Raw genomic sequence first — 24,844 nt, 5'->3', positions numbered from 1 at the left:
AATATCTCAATTAGACACTCCCTTGCCCACCGATCTATTGAGGTCAATATGAATACCGAAGTACAAACAGCCGTTCAAACCTGGGCCAACAGCCTGAGCGATTTGGTACCTGTTCTTAAGGGAATCGATACCAACACGAAAATGAGCGATATCCGCGATTCCTATGCAAAAATGCTTGCGCAGAATCCGGCGCCTGCTGGGGTCAAGTTTGAAGGCGTGGACATGGGCGGTGTCCCTGGCACGCTGGTAACTCCGGATGAGGTCAAGACCGACGCAGTCTTAATGTACATCCACGGTGGGGCGTACATAGTTGGTCGTCCTGACGGCTACCATGGCATTGGCGGCAACTACGCAAAAATGCTTGGAGCCCGGGTGTACATGCCTGACTACCGCCTTGCTCCAGAGCATAAGTTTCCAGCATCCATCGACGACACTTTGCGCGCATATGAGTGGTTGCTTGAACAAAAAATCCCGGCAAACAAGATTGCATTTTCAGGCGAGTCAGCTGGCGGCGCGATGGTTGTAAGCGTCATGGTGGCGGCAAAATCCAAAGGGCTTCCATTGCCTGCGGTCGGTTCCTCCATCTCGCCTTGGGCAAACCTTGAACACACAGGCGCCTCCATGAGCAACCGTGAAGGCCTCGATCCGCTGAACTCCAAGCCTGTTCTGGATATCCTTGCCAGAGCGTTCCTGGGCGACACGCTGGCCAACCACCCTTTGGCTTCTCCTGTTTTTGCGGACGTCACTGGACTCCCACCAATGCTGGTACAGATTGGCGAGAACGAGCTGATGCTAAGTGACGCTATGCGCCTTGCAAACCACTTGGCGGACAACCGTGTCCGAGTCAATCTGGAAGTGTGGCCTGCAATGTTCCACGCCTGGCACTTCTACTCCTGCATGCTGCCAGAAGGTCAGCAGGCGATGGAGAGCTCAGTACGCTTCATTGAGGCTGGTCTGGTCGACGCCTACCGCTGAGTCGAATGTCAGAGCGCGACAGCTTTCCCGGTTGTCGCGCTTCTGCCCCATAGGGCCGCCATCACTGGACAAATGGCTAACAGACGCTGATCGCCGCCGGAGGGTCCTCGCACATCAAACCCACCGAAACACAGGTAAGATCCGAGTTGCCACGTTTTCGTCCCGAGAAGGTACGCGCCTTTGTCGAGCTATTGGAAGTTAGAGGGCAACAACGTCTGTGTAATGCTAAATAACGTTTGGCCGATTAATCACGCGGTACTCCGCACTGCGAACGCTTCCACTAACACCATCACGCTCTACTCTGGTTCGATTTTCAAGTCACCTTCCAAGGATTCTGACGCCATTTGTTCTGGAAGAACTCGATAAATACCCGAATGCGTGGACTCAGGTGTTTTCGATCTGAATACAACAAATAGATAGGTTCAATAACCCCTGACTTGAACTCCTCCAGCAGAGCCACCAGCGTTCCGGCTTTTACATCGAGTCCAATGTGGAAATCGGCAAGTTTTACGACCCCGGCCCCCGACAGGGCCATGTCTCGCAGTAGATCACCTTGAGTAAAAGACGCACTGGCTGTAACGGGGACCGAGACACCCTCACCGTCTTGAAGAAACGACCACTTGTTCCAAGGGCTCACAAAGCTGAAGTTAAAGCATCGGTGGTCCAACAGATCTGCCGGTTTAGCCGGAATACCATGCTCGGACAGGTACTGCGGCGACGCACAGATCAGCCATTCACACTCACCTATTCGCTTGGCTATACGCGAAGAGCTGGGCAGCACTCCGCTGTGGATGGCGATATCGAGCCCCTGCTCGAAATGGTCAACGAATTGCGCGCCCAACTGAATCTCAACATCCAGTGATGGATACAAATCCAGAAACTCAGGAAGCCAAGGCACTATTTGGTGCTTGGCAAAAGAGGTCATGGTGTGAATACGAAGGGTTCCACTGACTCTCGAGGGTAAAGCTTCTGCCAGGGAGTCAGCCTCGTTCATGGCCTCAACGACTGCCTTGGCACTACGCAGGTAAGCGGTGCCCTCCTCGGTCAGCGTCAGAATGCGTGACCCTCTCTGGAAAAGCCGAACTTGCAGTCGGTCCTCCAATCGAGTGATCAATTTACTGACTGCCGATGGCGTGATGTTATGAGCGCGAGCAGCAGCCGAAAAGCTTCCACACTCGGTAGACCAGATAAAGGCGAGTAGCTGTGAGTAATTGTCCATGCCCTATCCTAACGTAAATTGTTCAGACTCATGCTCCCTGAGCGACCATAAGAAAAAACGCGCCGAAGCGCGTTTTTTTATGGTCCGAGTTACCGGATGAACTGCTCAATGTAGTCGTCTGGCAAACCCAGCGTTTTATAGTGAGCGCGGGCGGATTCGAGCTTGGTAAAAACGTCTTCATAGCCCACTGCAACACCCTGAGGATCGACGTAAGTGTAGCCACCTTGAACGTGGAACCAGGTGATCATTTCTTCGACATCTTCAGGCACGAACAGAGTGTGCGTTTCACCTGGTGGCTCATACGCAAAAGAGCCCTCTTCGGCTACCCAATCGTGTTCGAGGTAATACCAGCGCCCCTTCAGAACGATCGCATGCACGCCGCCGGTGTGCCGGTGACGAGAAAGGACGCCGGCCTGACGCACACGCAGAAGGTTGATGTAGTACCCGCCACTGGTGTTGAGCAGAAGAGGCTTGAATGAAACAGATTTGGTGACGGGAACCCACAACTCGTCATCTTCCAGCCATTGGGTCATTACACCCGGGTGAACCATGTCTGGCGTCATGTAGGGAACTTGGGGCAACTGATACGGAATCGCGAGTTCATCAGGTTTGACAGGAGTATTCATTACTGGACCTCTCAGTTTTTATTAACGAATTCACAGCACGATGATTGCGCTCTGATTTCCGCTGACTGAAAGGTTATGGCAGTGATCCCTCGATGAAAATAGCTACAATTTCAAACCACCTGTGACGCACAGTCATAGGCGGCGCGAGTCTTCCGTCGGGCATTTAGCCGGCGGAATCAGGACTTCACAGGGGCGGTGCTTTGCCTTACTACAAGGTCAATTTGAACGCGCTCACGCCTGGCAACCGGGCGGCCTTCGATCATCGCAATTATGTTATTAGCGCTACTGATGCCAATGTCGGTTGAGGGCACACAAACAGTCGTGAGCGCTGGTACTGAGACCGCCGCGAAGTCGATGTCATCAAAACCGGTAATGGACAACTCTGTGGGCACATGGATGCCTTGTAAGCGCGCTTCTGCAATGGCCCCCATGCAGGTTACGTCCGTACTACAGACAATTGCAGTTGGCCTTGGCGTCAGCTCCATCGCCATCCTGAGCCCCGCCCGGCCGCCTTCCAGCGTAAACGGCTGCTGAATGATCTGCGTGGGCGCCAGCTCAATCCCCGCCTCCTTCAATGTCTCTGCAACCCCCTTGAGCCGGTATTTAGCCCGTTCGTTGTAGGCGACTACTCCACTGATCATTGCAATATTTTTGTGACCCAGATCCACAAGATGTCTAGCCACCATGCGTCCCCCTTCTTCGTTGCTGAAACCAACGCAATGGTGAGGGTGAGAACCGTCCAATGACCACATCAGGATGAAGGGGCAATGCGAGGCATCAAGCGCGTCATACACTGCTGGACTATGTTCCGTCCCCACTAGCAACAACCCTTCGATACCCCGCTCAATCATGTTGCGCACATTGATCAGCTCGCGCTCCTGATCATACTCATGGGACGAAATGATCAGGTGGTAACCCAACTCATTCAGACGCTGCTGGAGGGCCTGAACCGCTTCGGCGAATACGGGGTTGTTGAACGTGGGAAAGATCGCACCGATGCTGTGGGTCCGGCGCGAAGCGAGCGCCCTCGCTGCTCCATCCCGGACATAGCCGAGCTTGAGGACCGCCGCCGCAACTTTTTCGAGTGTCGCAGGTTTTACCAAGTGGGGAGTTGAGAGCGCCCGGGATGCACTGCCGATGGATACACCCGCCAATTCGGCAACGTCTTTAAGTTTGGGCTTTTCATTTTTTTTCATTAGAAAGTCAGCATTCCTGGAACGACGCGGTGACCGACGATCGCCGCCAATCAGCGTCCAAGCCTCGGTTTTTCGAGGTAGGAGCGATCATCATGCTAACAATTTTTTAAATCGGAAGGGATGATTCGAGCGCACAAAAAAGAGGGGACCCGAAGACCCCCTAAAGCGTCGATTCTATTTGATAACGATCGGGTTGACCGGCGCCCCGGTGCCACCAACCACCTTCAAAGGCGCTGCGGTATAAAGGAACGTCCATTGATTGTCCTCGGCACAATCCGCCGCCAGAGGATCCAGTTGCGCTATCTCGGTCAACGTGACGCCCAGGTTACGCATCAGGGCATTGTGAAGCGGCAATGCCACACCCGAGACGGGATCAACTGTCACTTCGTTGGCAATGGTGTCGGTGACGAGGTTGGGAATTTCCATCTCGTGAAACCAACTGACCAACTCCGGGCTGTAAGTGAGACCCGGCTCGATGAAATCTTTATAAAACTCTTCTGGGTCTCGGTAGTAAAAAGAGCCGATCCAGCCAGTTCTGATGATCAGGATGTCACGCTTGTGAATCGTCACACCTTGAGCTTGCGCGGCCTTCATCAAGTCCACATGATTAAACGTCTCGCCAGGGTCAAGAACGTCCTTGCCGCGATACCGCGCGATGTCGATCAGAATGCCTCGCCCGACCACGCCTCGCTCGCCGATCGGTGCGACGCTGGCCTTGGCCAATGAACCGATCGTGGTATCGGCGTCATAACCGTTCCAGATTTGATCGTCATACCAAACGTGACCCAAGGCATCGTATTGAGTCGACCCCTGAAGATGGAAAAACATCACGTCATCGGCATACTCATAAGAGCCCGGAAAGTGCGGGCCCTTGCCGCAGTTGTAATGGCCCCTGTCCATGATATTCATCCGCTTGGCCTGCGAGCGCCCAGGCCAGATCGGGTCGCCTTTGGGGTCGGCCATTCGGACCTGCAATGTGAAGGTCTTGCCTTGCTTGACCTCGGCAATGCCCTTGAGTACTTCAACGCCAGTCAAATAGTTGAGAGCGCCTACCTCGTCGTCCGGGCCCCATTTGCCCCAGTTTTTAGGAGAGTCTTTCAGCAGTTCGTGAATATGAGGCACAGTTTTTTCGTTCATTTTTTTGATCTCATTTTTTATATTTTTAAGGCAGCACGGTGGCAGTCGATTAACGCCCAATCACAGGGCGGATGACGTCACGTTTGTCAGCCGCGAGCCGATGTTGTCAGCCGCTGCCAACCCAATAACGAGGCGCTCGTAATTCAAGGGTGGATTCATGTTTTTGGCGTAGGCAGCCGATAAAGTGGCTTCCACCATGGTGTTGATTTGCGCCGTAGTGAACGGGGTGTTCTGACCCAGCTCAGCGAATGTGACGGGCAGCTTCACGTCATGCAGCAGGCGGGCAACCTTATCGATCTCCTCCACGGGACGCCCCTCTACAGCCATCTGCACCAACGTGCCGAAAGCTACCAACTCACCGTGCAGCATCGATGCCATCGCAGGTATGGCCGTCAGCCCTCGTACCAATGCATGGGACAGAGACAGTCCACCACTTTCAAAACCCACACCACTGATCAAGACAGTGCCCTCGATTACCCGCTCAACGTCGTCATTAACCTCTTTACGACAAACAGCCTGGTAAGCCGAAACGCCATACTGCATCAGCGTGTCGAAAACCATATTGGTCAGCATCAACGCGGTATGCAGCGCCGGTGTTCCGAAGGAATTATTGCCGCCCGCGGAGTAGCACTGATGCGCTTCGAATTTTTTACTAATGGCATCGCCAATGCCCGCAGCAAAAAACCGCGCCGGTGCCTGAGCGATGACGTGGGTATCAACAATGACCGCAGAAGGGTTCATCTTCAGGAACTCCACTCCTACCACTTTATGATCGTCATCGTAGAGAACGATCAGTCGACTGGTGGGTGCATCACTCGACGCAATGGTCGGGCAAACGATGATAGGGACGTTGAGATTGACCGCCAGTCCCTTCGCCGTATCAATTGTCTTGCCTCCACCCAGCGCGATGATTGTGTCTGGCGAGTGAATCAAGGCTCGTTCCGACAACCGGGCAATGGCCGCGTGCGTGCATTCTCCTGGAAACTCGATGTGCAGAGGCTCGAAGCCATGCGCTTGCAAGGCGGTGCCAACCTCCGGCCACAGATGCCTGGCGACAAACTCATCGCAGAGTACCAGCGGACGCGATCGCCCCATGTCGGTCAGTATCCTGCCCAGCTGTTTCAAAGCTCCAGGCCCCTGCTCGTACCGTCCCGGGAAACCCATCGTTTTAACCATGGCCGACGCCCTCCAAAAAAATGTTTACCGCTTAAATTCGAGCTGTCAAAAACGCTCTGGATAGAGCCAAAAAAACTCATTACTTACCTTCACTCGTCACCGCATTAACCATCCGCCCGCGACATCAACGACTTGCCCAGTAATAAAGTCGCTTTCATTTGATGTGAGGAAACACGCCGCCTTGGCAACTTCAAGCGGTGTTCCCAGCCGGCGTAACGGCGTCTCATCGACAACGGCCTGATTGGCCAGCGCTGAAACTGTCTTGAGCAAGGGGGTTTCGATCCGCCCTGGCGCCAACGCATTGGCCGTGATTCCGAACGGCCCCAGCTCGCCGGCCAGGTGGCGGGTAAAACCAATGACCGCCGCCTTGGTCGCGCTGTAGTGAGCCGCGACAATCGGCAAAAATGCGCTGCCGGCCACTGATGACATGTTGACGATGCGCCCGAAGCCGCGCCCTACCATGCCGGGTGTCAGCACTCGGACGAGGTTAAAGGAACCATTGAGGTTGATATTGACCACCCGCAGCCACTCCTCGGGCGCCATTGTCCAGATCGGCGCAGGGGCGCCGTCGTGTTTGGGTGATATACCGGCGTTATTGATCAAGGTGTCGATGGGGCCCAACTCATGGATCAAGCGTTCACAGGCGTCAGCACATGCTTGATAATCCGCGACATCTGCCTGCGCCCAGCCGACCGCAAACCCTGCCTCACGCAGTAGCTCGGCCTGTTGCTGCACCTTCGCGGCGTCGGCATCGATCAGGGCGACAACCGCGCCTTCCTGGCAATACAACTCAGCGATCGCAGCACCAATGCCGCCACCGGCCCCAGTGACCAATACGACGCGCCCGGAGTGTCTGGAATTTGTCATAGCGTGTTCTCATCTTTGTTGCGCAGTAATAAGTGCACAGCACAGGTCGACTCGATCAGAGCCCCAGGTAGGCACGTTTGACATGAGGGTTATCGAGAAGCTCTTGGCCCGTGCCGCTCAGCACTACCTCGCCGTTTTCAAGTACGTAGCCTCGATGCGCGATACGCAGGGTATGGACGATGTTTTGCTCGACGATCAGCACGGTCGTGCCCAGCTCCAGGATCTTGTTGATGATCTCGAAAACCTGTGAGACCAGCAGCGGCGACAAGCCCAACGACGGCTCGTCGAACATCAATAGCTTGGGTTCGGCCATCAGGCCTCGAGCGATGGCGACCATCTGTTGCTCACCGCCCGAAAGCGTTCCAGCGTTCTGATCCAGGCGCTCACGAACCCGTGGAAAGAGATCCAGAACATCGTCGAGACGTTTTTTGTAACCCGCACGAGCGCTGCGTTTGTAGGCCCCCATCAACAGGTTGTCGCGCACGCTAATGAACGGAAACAACTGACGCCCTTCCGGTATCAACGTCAGGCCGGCATCGACAATCTGATCCGGACGATTGCCGTCAATGCGCTGCCCTTCGAATTCGATCGTGCCCTGGGAGGGGGTAACGATGCCGCACAGACTGCGCAAAGTCGTGGTTTTACCCGCACCGTTGGCTCCGACGATGGTCACCACTTCACCGGCATTGACCTCGAAAGAAACGCCACGAAGGATTTCAGTACCGCCATATCCGCTATGGATGTTATTGAGCTTAAGCATGGCTGTACTCCTTGCCGAGATAGGCTTCGATCACCTGTGGATCGCTGATGACATCCTTCGGCTCACCTTGCATGAGCAAAGCCCCGGAGCTGATTACGATGATGCGGTCCGACAGACTCATGGTTGCTTGCATCAGGTGTTCGATCATCAAGACGCTGACGCCGGAGTCGCGGACTCTGCGAATGACGGCGATCGCCTTGGCCACATCCGTTGGGTTGAGTCCGGCCATCACTTCGTCCAGCAACAAGATCCGCGGACGAGTCGCCAGGGCACGGGCCATTTCAAGCCGCTTCATACCGCCGACGGTGAGGTTGCGTGCCCGAGTATCCAGCAGGTTGGTGAGCTCGGTCAGTTCAGCGACTTGCTCCGCGACTGCCCTCGCCTCCTTCGCATCAGCCGTGTGCATGAATGCACCGAGCATGATGTTTTCGCAGACACTCAAATCAGCGAACGGTTGAACGATCTGGAAGGTGCGCCCGATACCGGCCTTGGCGAACTCGGCCGGGCTGTTCGGGGTAACCCACTCTCCACTGCGCAGGCGAACTTTGACCTGCCCCTTGGAGGGCACAAGGAAGCCGGAGAGCTGATTGAAGACCGTGGTTTTACCCGCGCCATTCGGGCCGATTACACCGACGATTTCGCCTTCGGCCAAGCTCAGCGACACATCGTTGGTCGCATGCAGCCCGCCAAAGAATTTGTGCAGATTTTCAGCAACCAGAATGGGTTCGCCGCTCATTACCAATTGCGGTTCAGGCGCCGTGGATTCAACTGCCCTGTCAACGGTAGCAAGTGGCCGGCGTCCACCGGGCAGCGCGTCGATCCAGCCGAACACGCGCGCGCCAAATCGCCCCACCACACCCTGCGGAATCGTCAGCACGACCACCACCAGTACAATGCCGTAGACCAGGCCGTGAACTCCGCTGCCCATGTCGCCAAGCCAGCCGCGCGCAAGCTCCGCCAATGGCAACACCAACAACGTCCCGATCAAGGGCCCCGAAACAGTGCCCAGGCCGCCGATCAGCGCGAACATCGCTATCTGAATCGACATCTCCAGCGAGAACATTGAGCCGGGCTCGATGAAGGTCAGATACATCGCGTGGAAACTGCCCACCAGGCTGGTGAGGAATGCCGATAAGACGACCGCAATCAATTTGACTTTGACCGAGTTCACACCCACCGCATGCGCCGCATCTTCACGCTCGCGAACTGCAATCAGGTAATAACCCAAGCGTGAGTTCTTGATCTTCCAGGACACCGCCAAAGTGATGATGAGAAACCCAAAAGCGATCAGCAGATAGGGCCAGCGCGGGCGAAACAACATCCACTCGACGCCCAACTTAAGCGGTACGCCCAAGCCAGCGGCACCACCGGTCACGTCATGTTGATTGATGGCCATCAGCCGCACGACTTCCAGTACCGCTATCGTCGCCAAGGCAAAAAACGGCCCGCGCAATCTGAAGCAAGGCCAACTGATCAACACCGCTACCATGGACGACAGGGCCGCGCCCACAAACATCCCGATCCACGGACTGATGCCGAGATTTATCATCAGCAGCGTGGTGGTATAAGCCCCAACACCATAAAACACCGCATGGCCCAGCGAGAGCTGACCAGCAAAACCTCCGACAATGTTCCAGGCGCTCGCGAGCGCTGCATAACTGCAAATCAGGATGAACAGGTGGTAAACGAAAGGAGAACCAGCCGTGAGCGGAATGACCAATAGCAATGCCAGAACCAACACGCTGACATAGACACGCGGATGCAGAATATTCATGACCATTCTCCTTATTCAGAGCCGCGACCGGCGCCAAACAGGCCTGTCGGACGGAACACCAGGATGCCCAGGAAGATCGAAAAATAAACGACCTCCTTCAGGTCTGGAGCGATGTAGTAACCCGCAAGGCTGTCGACGATTCCGATCAGCATCGAGCCCACGAGGGCCCCTGAAAGACTTCCAAGGCCGCCGAGTACAACGATCACAAATGCGGTCAGGACAAAGAACGTGCCTACCGTAGGGAAAACCGGGTATTGAGGTGCGATAAGGCCAGATGCGACGCCCAGGCAGGCGCAGCCCAAACCGAATGCGAATATGTAGATTTTCTTTATGTTGACGCCCATCAACTGCGCCGCGTTGCGATGCTGCGCAGTGGCCCGAACGGCTCGACCCAGGAAGGTGTTTTGCAAAAACCAGTGAAGGCCCGCGACCAGGGCGAGTGACATTGCGAAGGTGATCAACTGACCACTGCTTACGCGAAATGCGCCCATGGTGACGGTACTGGTGCCAAAGCTAATGTTCTGCACAGTCATGACGTCGGCACCGAAGATCAACAGCGCGCCGTTCATGAGGGCAATCGAGACGCCCACGGTCGCGAAAATCTGGATGTGCCCTTCAGCGCTGAGCAACGGCTGAATGATGAACCGTTGCATGGCAGCGCCCGCGGCAAACAGAATGATCGTGGTGGGAATGATCGCCACATAGGGATGAATGCCAAAATGAGCGTTCATCAAATACACCGCGTACAGACCTATCATCAAAAACTCGCCGTGGGCGAAGTTGACCACCCTGACGATGCCGAAGATAAGGGTCAGGCCTATGCTGATAATGGCTAACGTGCCACCGAGCAATAAGCCGTTCAGAAGCAGCTGGATGAAAATTTCCATGGTTTGCGCCCTCTTTTCGAGCGAGCGAATCCGTGAAGCTCAATGATCAAGCTTCAACAGGATTACAGGCTTCAGGGTTGATCGGAAAAGCGAGCTTTTGCTACAGCCGAAGCTTCGGGGTAGATGGTTTTCAACAGTCCGTTCTGCCACTGCATGATCGCGGTGTTGGCGCGTTGGTTCTGGCCATTCTCACCGAACCTGGCGCCGATGCCTGCGGCCGTTCCACCGACTGGAATATCCACGCTCGCAACCGATGCACGGATCGCGTCGGCCTCCAGCGACGCGCTTTTTTCCATGGCATCAAGGAAGACTTTCGCACCGACATAGTTAATCAGGCTGTGGCCTGAGCGCGGTTCGCTGCCGAAACGGTCTTTGTAGGCTTTAGCGAAGGCGTTGATACCTGGAGCGCCCTTTTCATTGGTTTGAAATTGAGGAAAATCCACGTCCAGAACACTTTCCATGTTTTCAGCGCCGACGACCTTTACGGTGTCCTGCATGGAATATCCACCACCGGCACCAATCACCGCTCTGGGTTTGAAACCGGCCTCTCGGATCTGGCGGAAAAACAATGTCGTGTCGTTTTGGTAACTGGTCTGCAGTACCACGTCCGCTTGCGCACCTTTCAAGCGAAGAATCAGCGACGAAAGGTCCACGGCTTTGGCCGAATAAGGAAGCACCTCGACCACGTTCAGCCCTTGCTCCTGTGCCAGTTGCTTTTGGAAACCGGCGATGGTCGTACCGTACAACGCATCCTCATGGATGATGGCGATCTTGAGTTGCTTGGGGTCGACCTTCAGCGAAGGCCCCACGATTTGCGTAATCGCGGTGATAGTCCCTTCAGCGAAATTCCTGGCGGTTGGGTTGCTACGCATGACGTATTTGAGGTCTCGCTCGGTGATGTTGTCGGAGACCGCACCGAGCTCGAAATACGGCACCCCGGCCATTTCCGTAACCTGCGTGGCAGCAAATGACAGGGCTGAGGAATAGCTGCCGAACACGGCAGTAACATTTTCAACTGACGTCAGCTTACGGGCGGCACCTACAGCCTGGCCTGCGTCAACCGCATCGGCTTTGAGCAGTTTGATCTGCTCACCTTTCAAGCCTCCGGCAGCGTTACGCTCCGCGACCGCTATTTCGAGGCCACGATAGCTCTCATCCCCTAGCAGAGCCAAAGAACCGCTGAGGGGATAAAGGGCACCCATTTTGATGTCCGCGTAAACGGCAATCGGGGTCGTCAGGGAAAGCACAACGCAGGCGGTTTTAACCCGGTTTTTTGTACTCATTGTTGTTATCTCCTGGTTTGGCGCCAGCGCACTTGGGCACCATTTGAACCGCTTCATATCTTTTAAACGACGCTCATGAAAGCCTTCGTGCACGTGGATATGAAAGGTTCTGTTTTAAATTTGTTATTAACCAAGCTCATTTATGAAGCGCTTCATTTTTATTTCAAAAAATTGAGCAGTGTCAAGTGCTCAGTTAGGATTGCCGATCTGAAAACGCTTCAAGTTTTCGTGGCCCACGGGCATGAAAAAACCTGAAGCGCCCGCGACATGCAGGCGCTCCAAAAATAGGACTGATAGAGACAGTATGTGCTCGTGAAAGCATCCGGACTTAAACGCTGTGAACGAAAAATGTTGCCCTCATACGCGTGGGTTTAAATAGAACTCAATGATCGCGGGAAGAACCTGCTCGGGCGCTTCCAAGGTCGGGCTATGCCCAATCTGGCTGAGCCGGATCAATTTCGAATTCGGCAATTCTCGCTTCATTTCATCGGACCACGCTGGAGGTCGCGGCATGTCCTCCTCACCGTTGATGATCAACACCGGAATATTGATCGATGACAACAGAGCGACACAGCTTTCACGATGCATAACCCCTTTCATCGCAGGGCGCAGCGTTTTTGGCAAAGCTTCAATCCGATCGCGCCAGTACGCCAACAGCGCCTGCTTTTCAGGGTTATTGCGCGTGGTCTTGCCGAACATTACTTCCATGGTCATGTCGAGAATTTCGCCCGTGAAACCTTGCTCACCCGCATCGACAACCCATTGCGCGAACCGCGCTCCTTGCTCCGGTGGCTCACCGCAGGCTGATGACCCAGCCACCACCAGGGAACGAAACAGATCCTGTCGTTTGGCGATTAGCCGGAAGGCTACATCGCCGCCCATCGACTGAGCCATGACATTGATTGCCTTGAGTTGCATCACTTCAATCAACGCGGCCATGTCGTCAGCACACTGATCCATGGTGATGATGTCGATATCATCCAGTGCGCTTTTGCCCTGCCCCCGGAAATCTGGCCGTATGACCCGAAACTTTCCGGCTGCAGCCTGCACCAGGCCGTCAAACATAGTCCCGTCGAGAAAGCAGGAGTGAAGACAAAGAACGACTGGAAGATGGGTCTCACCTGTATCTTCGACCCAAAGCGTCGTGCCATTGACCTGAATATTTTTACCTTGCAAATTGGCGTCCGGCAGCATGTTGATTCTCCTCAAAGACAAGCTTACTAATGAGCGAACAAGGCAGTGCGTGCACTACTGCTCATTGATTTTTTATTAGGTGAGGGGGCTACTTATCGTCGCAGCCACCCTGGTTATCTTTGGACGTCGAGCGTGTCAGCCAGCATTTCCAAGCCCTGCTTCATGCAGGAAGCTTCGGACGGTGTCACAGAACTCAAGAGGGTTCTCAGTCATTGGGTAGTGACCCGTGCCTGCAAGCACTGCAATCTTGCTGCCGGGAATTCTTGAAGCCGTTTCTTCGACTTTTTCCTGGTAGACCAACCAATCAGCATCACCGCGGAGCAGCATCACCGGCGCCTTGATTTTGCCCACCTGGGAGCGTTGGTCAAAATTGGCGTAGCCTGTCAGGTCGCCGCGCATGACTTGCGGCGTCGTGCGGGAAATCTGCCAAACAACTTCTTGAGCGCGGTCGGGTGGAGTCCGATAGCCAGTCATCGAGCGCGACCATGCACCAATGATTTGCGTACCATTCATCAGCAGCATGTCGAGAAAGAAATCCGAAACTGTCGGCGTGTAATCCGCACCTTCGGCTGAAATGATCGCGCTGTAGGCGTCGGGTTTACGGGCACCCAGTTCCAACACAAGGTTACCCCCCATGGAACATCCGATGATCGCCGGACGTTCCAGACCCAGGGCCTGCATCAACCGCTCGTTGAACTCGGCGTGGTGTGTCAGGCTATGGAACGGGCCGGAAGCCGGGAGCTCCGACTTTGAATGTCCGGGTGCATCGATTGCAATCACCCGAAACTCATCGGAAAGGCCGTCAAGTACATGGCGATACATGAGCGAGTCCTGGGACGCGGCATGGAAGCAGACGATGGGATGGCCTTGCCCAGCCTCCTCGTAATACACGCGGATGCCATCAACAGTAATGTAGTGCCCTGTGGTTTCCTTGCCCGACGGTTTGGGGCCGGGGGACCAGGAAACGGTGCTTTCTACTTTTGCCTTGCCTACACGCTTCATGGCATCAAATGCCCGGGCCATTACATCTACGTACTGCCAGGCAGCGACAACATTCCCTTCTAGCTCAAGCTTGCCCAATCCTGGCGAGAGGGCCTCGAACCAATCGATCTTGCCTTCCAGAACGCGCTGCCACTCTTCATCCGGACCGGATACCACGATGTCTGCGCCCAACGGGCTACCTTCAGGAAAAACGGCTACCACCTTGCCGCAGAGAACCGCCAGAGTGGAAAAACCGCTGTCGTGCTTAAACTGGATTCGACCATCGAAATAGCGCGCAGCAGCTGTCCAGTCAGCATCGCTGTTGAGCTCTTCGGCAAATTGATTCAACCACTGACTGTCTTTGATGAGTGACATTGTAATTTCTCCTGACATTGGACATCCCACGAGGGATTTTTTATAGATTGCAGGCGTGACGTATTGAGTTTGTTCGACGATCTCAGCTCGCCATGTTGCAAGACGCTTTGGAAACCAACGCTTTGTCGTGCTTGAGGAACCACCCCGTGGTTTCGCGAGTGAAGAAGGCTGTAACCAGCGCAGCAACGATCATCAGCCCGGAAATGAAATACAGGGCGTAGTTGTAGCCGGACACTTGATCGAATCCACCACCAGCGCCAATGAACATGCCGATTACGAAGGGACCGAAGCCGCCTGCGTAAATACCCACGTTAACAATGGAGCCCGCGATGCCGGTGGTGCCAGGCTTGGCTGAGTCAAAGGCAATCGCATACAGCAGCGTGTAAGGCGCGTTCATCGCAAACCCGGCAAACAGTTGGATGCAGATCAGCCAGGTCAGGCTCACTGACGAGAACTTGAAAAGGTACATACCGATTGCCAGCCAGGCGAACACGACGATCAGGCACAACTTGCGACCCAGCCGATCCGAGATCCATCCCCAGGCTATTTGCCCGAGCCCTCCGGTGATGGTGAACAGCACCGAATAGGCTGCCGCCTCGGCGAAGTTGTAATGGGCCACGAACGCCAGGTATTGCGGCAACCAGAAACTGATCCCGAAATAACCGACGATAGCGAGCATCGAGACCAGCGCGATGGTGCTGATATTCGGATTGCGGATTGCGGAGCGAAAAGCACCTTCGGGAGCAACGACAGTCCCTTGCGCTGCGCTCAGTGCCGGAACGGTTTCACCTGCATCACGCACATGATCAACGAAGGACTCGTAGCGCTTTTTGGTGCAGAACCACCAATAGATGGAGAAGATGATGATCATCGGTACTGGGAACAGCAGGAAAGCCAGGCGCCAGTTTTCCGGACCGTAGGCGTTCAGCAACGCACTGATCGCCAAGCCTCCAATCAGCGTACCCCATGGATAGCCCGTGTGATGCAGACCCAATGCAAAACCGCGCCGCTCGCGAGACCACCACTCGGACAAGGAGGTGACTTCGATAGCTTCACCGGCGCCACCGAAGGCGTGGGAAATCACCTGCAAGGCCACGAGCATGCCCAGCGATGCAGTCAGGAAATTCAAGCCAGTCAAAAAGGTGAACAGCGTGTAGGCAATTACGATCGGCAGGTGACGATACTTGCGCATCCAGCCCTGCCCACCTTTATCCGCCCAGATCATGCAAGGCACGGCGATCAAGGACGTTGCGATGGTGATGAACGCCGCGAGCAGCCCCGTCAGTTCTGCACTGGTTTTGAATTCGCTCGTGATCGACGGCAACACCATGAAGAACATCTGACGTGAGTTAGCGTCCATGGCATAGACCAGCCAGAGCAAGGCCATTGCTCCCCATGAGGCAGCTCCAGCGCCTTTGGAAACCTGTGTGAACGACGCAACGGCACCAACTTTTTCTTGAGCGAGTCCCATAGGATTGTCTCCCGCTGAGTATTATTTTTATTGTCCCGACTGATGATCAGTGCAGAGCACGCGCATCCTCGGGTTTGCAGGTGGTTGCCGGACACTAAAAGCGTTGGAAACCACCGTGCCCAAGATTACGGCTCGACAAGATTTGATGGATATAGCTAGAAAAGCACACCTGCTTTGAATTTTCGGCACAGGTAGTGGGCGAACGAGATTTGCTTGATGAGGCCAGCGTGCCAATTGCGTCTGAGCACAGCTTAAGAGCCGCTCCGCGATCACAATTAGCTTTCGCAAAGCGCTTTACCGCACAGCCGAGAGGCATGTTGCGTCGCGTCGGCGAATGCCTCCAGTCACCATTCACGCTTATCTCCGGTCGCCACGTTGCCCCGGTACAGCTGCCGTTGCCCACTTCATTCGCCAACAAGTACGCAGCCGCACAGCTAATCATTCAAATTTGATTACTATCAATGATGGACGAGTGCAATCAGATAACACCGTCTTATTAATTAATAGTGGCCGCCCTATTCTTACGACCGAACGATAGTTCTCCCTTTATCTCCGTCAGAAGGCATCGCTGAGCCATGAAAACTCCTGCTTCACAATCATTGTTTCCCGCCAACCGCCGCATCTTTTGGGGTGTTCGGATATTTCTCGCTCTGGTGTTCGTCAGCGCTGGCATAGCCAAGTTGGCCGGCGTGCCGCAGATGGTCCAGGTTTTCGACGCAATCGGCGCCGGCCAATGGTTTCGCTACCTGACCGGTACGGTGGAAATCCTGGGCGCTGTACTGCTGGTCGTTCCGGCGACCGGTTTCGCAGGCGGCCTGTTGTTGCTCGCAACCATGCTGGGAGCGATTGCAACCCATCTGCTGTTGATTGGGGGGAACCCCATGCCAGCTCTTGTACTTGGCCTGCTTTCAGCCCTCGTTGTCTGGTGGTTGCGCCCGGTGCCGTTTACGCCTGTAACGCACTGACAATCCCTCCCGAACGCCTTGCACATCCAAATCGAGGACGCGCCATGAACGCGCAATCAAGCTTGAGCAGCATTCCCAGCCACGAACACAACTCGGCAACGCGCGCCATCATCCACCGTACACGCGGCAGCAAGCACGGGCCTGTCACACGCCTCATGAGCCCTGGCGACCTGGGCCAGTTGTTGAAGCCGTTTGTGTTTCTTGACCTCTTCAGCATGCAGCCGCAAGCCAAGCGTCATAGCTTCGGCATGCACCCGCACTCTGGCATTGCGACGCTGACCTTTATGATTGCCGGCGAAGTCGCCTATGAAGACACGACCGGCGAGAAAGGCGTTCTACCCGCTGGCGGCGTCGAATGGATGCGCGCTGGTAACGGGGTCTGGCACACCGGTTCCCCGATTGGAGAAGGGGCGATGCTGGGATTCCAGTTGTGGATTGCGCTGCCTCCGTCGGAAGAAAACGCGCCGGCACAAAGCGTCTACCTTGCCCCTTCGCAGATTGCGCAAGAAGGTCCCGCGTTCGTGCTGCTGGGACGTTACGGCACCGTGAAGAGCGCCATCCCTGCACCCGCAGACATGACCTACCTTGCCGTGCGCTTGAAAGACGGTGAGCGCTGGCGCTACACCCCTCCGGCCGGCCATACCGTGGCCTGGCTGGCAGTCAATCAGGGCCGACTTGAAGCAGACAGTGCTGTTAGCGCCGGGGAACTGGCGGTGTTTGAGGAGTCAACCCAAGCCATCGATTTCGTCGCACAGGGTGAGACCTCCTTTGTGCTCGGCTCAGCCGTAAAACACCCCCACGACCTGGTGACCGGCTACTACTCGGTGCATACCAATCAGCAGGCCCTTGATCAAGGCGAAGCGCAGATCAAGCGCATAGGTGAACAGCTTCGCCGCGACGGGCGACTGCTCTGACTTCGCTTGAATTCACGTCCTTTTTAGCCCGACATCTCGCTCTGCCTAGCCTCCGGGGTGCTGGCAGTTCTGACTTTTCAAAGCCCCTTTCGTGATCAGGAGTACGTTATCAGCGCGGATGATACGGCGAGCATTCAGATGGCGCAGCCGCTGGCACCGTGTTTTTCCAGATAGCGTTGCTGGTCTTCATCCGCCAATTGAAATTCACCCAGTGGCAATATGACGGTGGCCACCGGTTTGCTCAACTGCCCCGATGCATCCAGCCGCTGCTTGGCGACCAGCGCTAACCGGGCTTGCTGAGCCGAGCAGAAATACAATGCCGAACGGTATTTAACCCCGACATCCGCGCCCTGGCGGTCTACCGATGTCGGGTCATGCAGCGTCCAGAAATGCTCTATCAGGCGGCTGTAGGTAATCACCTTGGCATCGAAGTCGACTTGCACGACTTCGATCACCTCAGACTTACCTTTGGCTGACCGTGCAAAACCAACCCGAGTATCGAGCACGCCCGGCAATGTCCTGAATGACGCCTCAGCGCCCCAAAAACAGCCGGCACCAAAAGTCGCCTGCTCAACCAGTGTTTCCTGTTGAAGATCGCTCATGTTCCAGCGCCCCCACTGTCCGCCAACAAGTGCAGGTGCAACTGCGCGATGTGCTCTGGGCCGATGCCACAGCATCCTCCAACAATACTGGCGCCAGCCGCTACCCAGGATCTGGACCAACGCAAGTATGACTCGGGATCCAGATCGCTACGAATCTCCAGCAACGTACTATTGGCTTTGGCCTCTGTGCTGACGGGAGGAAATGCGTTGGCGTAAACCCCTAGCTCAATGCTCTGGTCGAGGCTATCAAGAACATCTCGGGCTTCGGCCAGTGCCGCTGCCATTACTTCCGGCTGACTGCAATTGAACAGCACGACTCTCGCACCCAACTCGGCCGCCACGCGTACCGCCTCGCCGACTGGCTCAGTGGAACGCAGTTGCGGTGACTCATTGACCTCATCCAGAAGCGTAAACGATACCCACAGCGGTTTGAGCTCTGCGCCCAGCGCCTCCGCTACCGCCCTGACTTCAGCCGTAGAACTCTGAGTTTCCGCTAACCAGACATCGACATGCGCCCGCAACCCAGCAATAAGCTCTCGATGGATCGTGACAGAACGTTGATGATCGAACAGGTCCGGCCGATAGGATCCGAGAGCCGGCGGTAACGAGCCGGCCACGGTCACCGGCTCGGCACTCTCAGACGCCGCCTGACGAGCGAGCCGCCCAGCCCGTTCAGCCAGCACTCGCCCCTTCGCGGCAAAGCGCTCTTCACCTATATGAAAAGGCACAACCGCGTAGCTGTTGGTGGTGATTATCCGGGCACCGGCATCCACGAACGCCCTATGAGCCCGAAGCACAAACTCGGGTGCCTCGATCAGTGCGAGCGCTGACCATTCAGGCTGACGAAACGGCGCCCCGATACGTTTCAGCTCGCGCCCCATACCGCCATCGAGTAAACGCAAAGAGACTTGACTCATTGGCTTGCACTCACTTTAGGCGCCGACGCGGACAGCCATTGATCAACCTTGGCGGTGTTCGCCTGAACCCACTCTTTGGCCGCGACGTCAGCCGGCAGTTTTTCCTTTTCGATCTTCAGGATCAGCTCATTGAGCTGCGCCGGGTCGATGGCGACATTCTTCAGGAACTCAGCAATTTTCGGGGCGCGTGTCTGCAAGGCTGCGGACGCCAGGACATGAACCTTGGCATCCGGGAAGGCACAGGTAATCTGACTTTTGCTCAGCCAGTCGGGATCGACCGTCGGGCTGATGAATTTCCAGCAGCCATCGACCTTGTAAAGCGGGTCACCTTTTTTGTTGTCCTGGGCGTAGCCGTCAAATGCGGGCTCTTCCAGGCGACGCAGGTCATAGGCCGAGAAGATCCAGTCCGGGGTGTAGGCATAAAACACCACGCCACGTTGCGCCTTGTAGGCCGAGGCCAGCTTGGCATAGGTCACCGAAGCTTCCGTGGACACCGACTCGAATTTATCGGCAAACCCGTAATCCTTGGCCTTGATCTGGCCAATGTAAGTCGACTCCCAGCCCGCCGGCCCCACCAGCAACTCAGCCTTGCCGCCGCCCAGTGGCTCAAACAGCTTGGCCACTTCGGGCTTTTTCAGGTCGTAGATGGATTTAACGCCGTATTTGTCCTGCAAATACCCGGGGATATAGAACCCTTGTTCGCCCGCATAAGGCTTGACGTTTGGCACCAGTGAACGGGGGCCACCCGTGACGTACCTGGCCCAGGCAGCCGACTGGTTGGGCAGCCAGATGTCGGTCAACACATCAACCGAGCCGTCGCCTTTCGCGGCGGCACTGAACAGCACCGCGACATCCCCGGCCAGGTACGATACATCGCCGTCCAGTCGGGTTTTGATCACCTCTGCGAGGATGTTCTGAATGGCGATTGCACCTGTCCAGTTCTGCTCGCCAATGACGATCTTGTCCTTGGCCAACACGGTTGCCGGGAGAATCAGGGAGGCCAGCAGCGCGGCTGCGCCCACAGTGCGCGATAAGTGTGTCTTCATGACAGGTCTCACGTTAGTTGTGCAGGTGATCTTGCTTGCGCAAGCTCGATTGAATGATTCGGTCAGGGATCAGCGCGCACAGGACAATCGCCACGCCGGCGAGCATACCCTCGCCACCCTTGATATTGCGCAGTGCTGTCATCACGTCATAACCCAGTCCGCCGGCGCCGATCAGCGCGGCCACAACCACCATCGACAGGCTCATGACGATCGTCTGGTTAATCCCCAGCAACAGCGAACGGCGAGCGAGCGGCAGCTGCACCTTGATCAGGGTTTGCCAAGGACTGGCGCCGTGCGCGACGGCAGCCTCGACAGCGTCCTTCGGTACTTCCTGAATACCCAACGAGGTCAAACGGATCATCGGCGCCAGCGCGAAAATCACCGTCGCGATCACGGCCGGGGTCTTGCCCACCGAGAAGAACGCCACGGCAGGAATCAGGTAGACAAAGGTTGGCAGCGTCTGCATGACATCCAGCAAAGGTGTGAGCAGCCGTCGTACCAGCGCCCGCTTCGCCAGCAGAATGCCGGTGGGCACACCGATGACCAGAGCAATCAGTACCGACGAACCGACCAGCGCCAGCGTAGCGATGGTTCGCTCCCAGAAGCCGAACAGGCCGATGTACAACAACGCCGCGCTGCTGGTCAGCGCCAACGCGACGCCAGCCGAACGCCAGGCCAGTAACACCAGCGCCAGCGCCGACACCGTCCAGGGCAGCCAGCCCAGCAGGTTTTCAATCCCTTCGATGACGGTGCGAACGGCAACGATCACGCCGATAAACGCCCCCTCGAACGTGACCTGAGACCAACCGATAAATTCGTCAATGCTCTGCGCTGCCAGCAGTAGCGCCTGGCGATTGGCCGGGAACTGCAGCACTGCATTCGTCGTGTCAGGCGTAATGACTCGCCAGACCACCAAGGCCTGACTGACCAGCAGTACCACCAAGGGCAGAACCCAACCCGATGCGTTTCGTCGCACGGGCGCGCGGCTCAGCGAGAGCGCAGTGAAGCGGCTGGCAGCGAACACGGCGACTGCCGCCAGCACCGCAAACAACGATGAACTGGCAATGCCTTGACCCAGGACGGCCAATGCCGCGAGTTCGCTGGCAAACGTAAGCCAGAACAATCCGCCCTTACCCCGCGCCGCCAGGGCCGCCGGCCCCAGCAAAAGAGCTTGCCACCCACGCAAGCCAGGGGAAGCGGACTGCTCACGCAGTTCACTTTCTGGAGCCTTGAAGCTAACGCTGTCCACGCTGTACAGAGGGGATGGTGTGGATGTGCAATCCCGAAAAAAGTCCGCGACTTCGGCGTCAGCGGGATGTTCAAGCAACTGTTCTGGAGTGCCCAACTGCACCAGACGGCCATGGCGCAGCACAGCTATTCGGTCTGCCAGGCGTATGGCTTCGGCCGGATCATGCGTGACTAGCAAGGTGCTGATGCCGCGCTCGCGGGCCAGTGCAAGGAAATGGCTTTGCAGATCTCGGCGGATGGTTGGGTCCAGAGCACTGAAAGGCTCGTCCATCAGCAGAATTTCAGGCTCCGTCACCAAGGCCCGTGCCAGGCCGACACGTTGCTGCATGCCGCCGGAGAGCTCATGCGGATAATGCTCACCCCAACCTTCCAGCCCTACCGCCTGCAACTGCAGGGAGGCTGCCGCGTGACGAATCGACTCACGTTCGCCGCGCAACTCCAATGGAAGCGCGACGTTTTCCAGCACTGTGCGGTGAGGTAACAAACCAAAATGCTGAAACACCATACCGATGCGTCGCGACCTCAAATCACGTAAAGCCTTGTGGCTCAACCCGCTGATCGCTTGACCTTCGATCAAGACTTCACCACTCGTGGGTTCGATCAAGCGGTTGATGTGACGCAACAACGTCGACTTGCCGCTTCCAGACGTCCCCATCAAGCACAAGACCTCGCCCCGACGCACCTTCAAGCTGACATTGCTCACTGCCGGTGGCGCAGAAGAACCTTTTTTTCGCAGATAAGCTTTGGTGACGTTTCGCAGCTCGAGGACCACATCATCCTCATTGGCTTGATCGTCGCAGGGTTGCGGAAGTCGTGGAGCAGACTCGGGCCGGGCAGTCGCAAAAGAGGATTGAATGATAGTCACAGGAGCTCCCGGCACACTTTCTAAGGTTTATAAAGCTAATAGATCTTAAAAAGTACAAACAAATATCTTTTTGGAATTAGCTTAAGCTGCTCCGTTCCGTCCCTTGGGTCAGACCTCGGTCCAATTGCCTGAATTTAAAATAACCAAAAAGAATTAATAAATAAAAAAACAGTATTTATAGTTATATGTCTATCCGGGTACTCTCAGTTCATCCCGTCATTTACCACCACAGTGAAGTGCCCCATGAATCCGACAGCCAACGTCATCGACTTCGCCAGCTACCGCAAACGCAAACAGGCTCAGCAACGGGCGCGGGCCATGTGGGAAATGTACGCACGCAATGCAGGTTTGCAGGCCGCTCAGTGGGTGCAAGCCGCTAAAGCCAGCGAGACGCGTCACGCGTGAATGCGCAAGAACCCTCGCGCTTTCTGGCGAGCGCCGACGAACCCGTGCTGAATTTGAACAACCTGGAACCGTTGGAAGAAGACCCGATCTGCGAACGGGTCGCACAGAACTTGCAACGCCTGCGGGGCAAGCGTCATCTTTCCCTTGACGCCCTGGCCCGGCAGTGTGGTGTGAGCCGGGCGATGCTGGCGCAGATCGAGTCCGGGCGCAGCGTGCCGTCCATCAAGGTGCTGTGCAAAATCGCCAAGGGCTTGAAGGTGTCGGTGGCCGCCTTTCTGGAGCATCGGGCCTTCGAAGGGGTGGCGGTGCTGGCGGCCAGCCAGAGCAAACGCCTGGTCAGTGCCAGCGGCGCCTTTGTCAGCCGCGCGCTGTTTCCGTTCGACGTGGCGCGCCAATCGGAGTTTTACGAACTGCGCCTGAGCCCGTTGGGAGTGGATCAGTCCGAAGGGCATGGCCCGGGCGTGCAGGAAAACCTGGTGGTGGCTCAGGGTGTGCTGGAGATCAGCGTCAACGACGAGCGCTACCTGCTCTCCACCGGCGACTCGATCCTGTTCTATGCGGACCAGCCCCACCGCTACCGCAACCCGGCCGACAGTGAGGCGGTGGCGTATCTAGTGGTGACTTACCCGGAACGCCTGGACTGAAAAGCAGACATTAAAAAGCCCGGCAGGGTTAACCCTGCCGGGCTTTTTAATGTCTGATGCCAAGGATCAGCAGGTGCAGCACATCAGCGGCATGCCATTGCAGCTCATCATCATCGGCATGCTGCAGTCGTTCATCATTTTCATCATCAGGGCGCAGCAGCTTTTCATCATGTCCATGTCCATGCCTGCCATCGGCATGATTTTGCACATCATGCAGTCATCCATCATGGTGCACTCCATCACGCACTTCATCGATGGCATCGGCATGCCCATCATCGGCATTGGCATCATCATGTTCATCATCGGCATGGCCATGCTCGCCGGGGACATGCACATCATGCTCATGTTGCCGCAATGCATCATCATCGGCATGCCGCAGTTCATCATCATCTGCATCATTTCGGCGCTGTTCTTGAACATCGCCATGTCCATGCCAGCGGCCGGCATCATCTTGCACATCATGCCATCGTCCATCATGTCGCAGGTCATGGTCGCCATCATCATCGGCATGCCCATCATCGGCATGTTGGTGTTCATTGGCATTTGCATCTGCATGGCGTTCATCATGGTGTTGTTCCCCGGAGGATTTGAGAGTTGGACGAAGCTGATGGAGGGGATTCTAAGGATTGGCGGATGGCCGGCAAGAGGGTGATCCAGCAGCAAAAACGGACGTCGGAGCCAGATTAATGAAGTACCAGGGGGAGTTACGACTGTTTTAGCAGCCGCTTAATTGCCATTGCAGATTTCTTTAAAGCCATCACGCCGTTTCATCGGCTTTGGATATGCAACTTAAATCTTTTTGCATAACTGAAAGAAATAAACGATCTAACCAGTATCGACTTGTTTTTCTTCTCCGCCGGGAGACGGACCATACGCCCCCCTATCATGTAAAAACTCGAGAGACTTCAACGTTTCTTACTTCGCCGTAATCACCGACAGCCTGGTAATCCCCGCCCGTTCGATCGAAGCCATCGCCCGCGCCACTTCGCCATAATTCACCCCGTTGTCGGCTTGCAATTGCACGCGCACGTCAGAGTTTTTCGCCTTGGCGGCCTGCAGGTTGAACTCGAGCAAATCAGGCTGGATTTCGTCTTTGTTGATGAACACCTTGCCCTTGTCGTCGATGCTCACCACCAGCGGATCTTTCTGCTCCACCGGCGCCACCGCTTCGGTCTTCGGCAGGTTGATCGCAATGGAGTTGGTCAGCAGCGGCGCGGTGACGATGAACACCACCAGCAGCACCAACATGACGTCCACCAGGGGTGTGACGTTGATCTCGCTGAGCACTTCATCGCTGTCTTGTGTGGAGAATGCCAT

At 55.9% G+C, this 24,844-nt stretch carries 24 protein-coding genes; 5 read left to right on the top strand and 19 right to left on the bottom strand.

Translation table 11 applies throughout. From position 1 onward, the window contains the following. Positions 1-48 precede the first annotated feature (48 nt). Positions 49-975, top strand: coding sequence for an alpha/beta hydrolase (locus tag AC1DWG_RS05920; protein ID WP_477764337.1), 927 nt, complete (start codon positions 49-51; stop codon positions 973-975). 313 nt (positions 976-1,288) lie between these two features. On the opposite strand, the gene AC1DWG_RS05915 is transcribed toward AC1DWG_RS05920, so the two are convergent. The 13 genes from AC1DWG_RS05915 to AC1DWG_RS05855 all read right to left on the bottom strand — a co-directional run bounded on the left by AC1DWG_RS05915 (position 1,289) and on the right by AC1DWG_RS05855 (position 15,837). Further along, positions 1,289-2,194: a LysR family transcriptional regulator gene (locus tag AC1DWG_RS05915; protein WP_477764338.1), complete on the bottom strand. Its 906-nt coding sequence runs from the start codon at positions 2,192-2,194 to the stop codon at positions 1,289-1,291. An 89-nt stretch (positions 2,195-2,283) separates the two neighbouring features. Further along, complete coding sequence (locus AC1DWG_RS05910) at positions 2,284-2,820, bottom strand: 2,4'-dihydroxyacetophenone dioxygenase family protein (RefSeq protein WP_110749246.1); 537 nt, start codon at positions 2,818-2,820, stop codon at positions 2,284-2,286. A gap of 176 nt (positions 2,821-2,996) precedes the next feature. Continuing rightward, the gene (locus AC1DWG_RS05905) at positions 2,997-4,016 is read right to left on the bottom strand and encodes a LacI family DNA-binding transcriptional regulator (RefSeq protein ID WP_477764339.1); all 1,020 of its coding nucleotides are present in this window, start codon (positions 4,014-4,016) and stop codon (positions 2,997-2,999) included. A gap of 174 nt (positions 4,017-4,190) precedes the next feature. After that, the gene (locus AC1DWG_RS05900; protein WP_477764340.1) at positions 4,191-5,153 is read right to left on the bottom strand and encodes a cyclase family protein; all 963 of its coding nucleotides are present in this window, start codon (positions 5,151-5,153) and stop codon (positions 4,191-4,193) included. Between the two features lie 60 nt (positions 5,154-5,213). Further along, entirely contained in the window at positions 5,214-6,329 is a 1,116-nt protein-coding gene (locus AC1DWG_RS05895) for a glycerol dehydrogenase (RefSeq protein WP_477764341.1), read from the bottom strand. Between the two features lie 96 nt (positions 6,330-6,425). Continuing rightward, complete coding sequence (locus tag AC1DWG_RS05890; RefSeq protein ID WP_477764342.1) at positions 6,426-7,196, bottom strand: SDR family oxidoreductase; 771 nt, start codon at positions 7,194-7,196, stop codon at positions 6,426-6,428. 55 nt (positions 7,197-7,251) lie between these two features. Continuing rightward, on the bottom strand, positions 7,252-7,956 hold the full coding sequence (locus AC1DWG_RS05885) for an ABC transporter ATP-binding protein (RefSeq protein ID WP_477764343.1): 705 nt from the start codon (positions 7,954-7,956) through the stop codon (positions 7,252-7,254). After that, positions 7,949-9,730: a branched-chain amino acid ABC transporter ATP-binding protein/permease gene (locus AC1DWG_RS05880; RefSeq protein ID WP_477764344.1), complete on the bottom strand. Its 1,782-nt coding sequence runs from the start codon at positions 9,728-9,730 to the stop codon at positions 7,949-7,951. The genes AC1DWG_RS05885 and AC1DWG_RS05880 overlap by 8 nt, the downstream gene beginning before the upstream one ends. 11 nt (positions 9,731-9,741) lie before the next feature. Continuing rightward, positions 9,742-10,617: a branched-chain amino acid ABC transporter permease gene (locus AC1DWG_RS05875; RefSeq protein ID WP_477764345.1), complete on the bottom strand. Its 876-nt coding sequence runs from the start codon at positions 10,615-10,617 to the stop codon at positions 9,742-9,744. Between the two features lie 71 nt (positions 10,618-10,688). Further along, on the bottom strand, positions 10,689-11,900 hold the full coding sequence (locus AC1DWG_RS05870; protein WP_477787472.1) for an ABC transporter substrate-binding protein: 1,212 nt from the start codon (positions 11,898-11,900) through the stop codon (positions 10,689-10,691). A 357-nt stretch (positions 11,901-12,257) separates the two neighbouring features. Further along, positions 12,258-13,094 carry an alpha/beta fold hydrolase gene (locus AC1DWG_RS05865; RefSeq protein WP_477764347.1) on the bottom strand — a complete coding sequence of 279 codons (837 nt, stop codon included), beginning with the start codon at positions 13,092-13,094 and terminating at the stop codon, positions 12,258-12,260. A 135-nt stretch (positions 13,095-13,229) separates the two neighbouring features. Continuing rightward, on the bottom strand, positions 13,230-14,450 hold the full coding sequence (locus tag AC1DWG_RS05860; protein ID WP_477764348.1) for an alpha/beta fold hydrolase: 1,221 nt from the start codon (positions 14,448-14,450) through the stop codon (positions 13,230-13,232). A gap of 82 nt (positions 14,451-14,532) precedes the next feature. Then, positions 14,533-15,837: an MFS transporter gene (locus tag AC1DWG_RS05855; protein WP_477764349.1), complete on the bottom strand. Its 1,305-nt coding sequence runs from the start codon at positions 15,835-15,837 to the stop codon at positions 14,533-14,535. 659 nt (positions 15,838-16,496) lie between these two features. Here AC1DWG_RS05855 and AC1DWG_RS05850 point away from each other — a divergent pair. Both AC1DWG_RS05850 and AC1DWG_RS05845 read left to right on the top strand, forming a co-directional pair. Beyond that, a complete protein-coding gene (locus AC1DWG_RS05850) occupies positions 16,497-16,886 on the top strand; it encodes a DoxX family protein (RefSeq protein WP_477764350.1) in 390 nt (129 codons plus the stop codon). A gap of 44 nt (positions 16,887-16,930) precedes the next feature. After that, positions 16,931-17,800, top strand: coding sequence for a pirin family protein (locus AC1DWG_RS05845; RefSeq protein WP_477764351.1), 870 nt, complete (start codon positions 16,931-16,933; stop codon positions 17,798-17,800). Positions 17,801-17,934: 134 nt separating this feature from the next. Here AC1DWG_RS05845 and msrA read toward each other — a convergent pair whose 3' ends face one another. From msrA to AC1DWG_RS05825, 4 genes are read right to left on the bottom strand one after another with little or no spacing between them, the layout of a single operon-like run. Next, on the bottom strand, positions 17,935-18,402 hold the full coding sequence (gene msrA / locus AC1DWG_RS05840; protein WP_477764352.1) for a peptide-methionine (S)-S-oxide reductase MsrA: 468 nt from the start codon (positions 18,400-18,402) through the stop codon (positions 17,935-17,937). Continuing rightward, entirely contained in the window at positions 18,399-19,319 is a 921-nt protein-coding gene (locus tag AC1DWG_RS05835; protein WP_477764353.1) for a homocysteine S-methyltransferase family protein, read from the bottom strand. Before AC1DWG_RS05835 ends, msrA begins: the two co-directional genes overlap by 4 nt. Further along, positions 19,316-20,365 (bottom strand): ABC transporter substrate-binding protein, encoded by a 1,050-nt coding sequence (locus AC1DWG_RS05830; protein WP_477764354.1) that lies wholly within the window; start codon positions 20,363-20,365, stop codon positions 19,316-19,318. Before AC1DWG_RS05830 ends, AC1DWG_RS05835 begins: the two co-directional genes overlap by 4 nt. Positions 20,366-20,378: 13 nt before the next feature. Then, positions 20,379-22,268, bottom strand: a complete 1,890-nt coding sequence (locus tag AC1DWG_RS05825; RefSeq protein ID WP_477787471.1) for an ATP-binding cassette domain-containing protein — start codon at positions 22,266-22,268, stop codon at positions 20,379-20,381. A 453-nt stretch (positions 22,269-22,721) separates the two neighbouring features. On the opposite strand from AC1DWG_RS05825, the gene AC1DWG_RS05820 reads away from it, so the two are divergent. Next, positions 22,722-22,883: a hypothetical protein gene (locus tag AC1DWG_RS05820; protein ID WP_414873507.1), complete on the top strand. Its 162-nt coding sequence runs from the start codon at positions 22,722-22,724 to the stop codon at positions 22,881-22,883. Between the two features lie 53 nt (positions 22,884-22,936). Beyond that, entirely contained in the window at positions 22,937-23,527 is a 591-nt protein-coding gene (locus tag AC1DWG_RS05815; protein ID WP_477764420.1) for a helix-turn-helix domain-containing protein, read from the top strand. A 66-nt stretch (positions 23,528-23,593) separates the two neighbouring features. Here AC1DWG_RS05815 and AC1DWG_RS05810 read toward each other — a convergent pair whose 3' ends face one another. Further along, positions 23,594-24,094 (bottom strand): hypothetical protein, encoded by a 501-nt coding sequence (locus tag AC1DWG_RS05810; protein WP_477764356.1) that lies wholly within the window; start codon positions 24,092-24,094, stop codon positions 23,594-23,596. A gap of 348 nt (positions 24,095-24,442) precedes the next feature. Next, positions 24,443-24,844: an ExbD/TolR family protein gene (locus AC1DWG_RS05805; RefSeq protein ID WP_477764357.1), complete on the bottom strand. Its 402-nt coding sequence runs from the start codon at positions 24,842-24,844 to the stop codon at positions 24,443-24,445.

It is taken from the genome of Pseudomonas sp. P4_B3 (assembly GCF_056402295.1).
The sequence above is the reverse complement of the archived record's forward strand: the minus strand, read 5'-3'. Positions and strand labels throughout refer to the sequence as shown.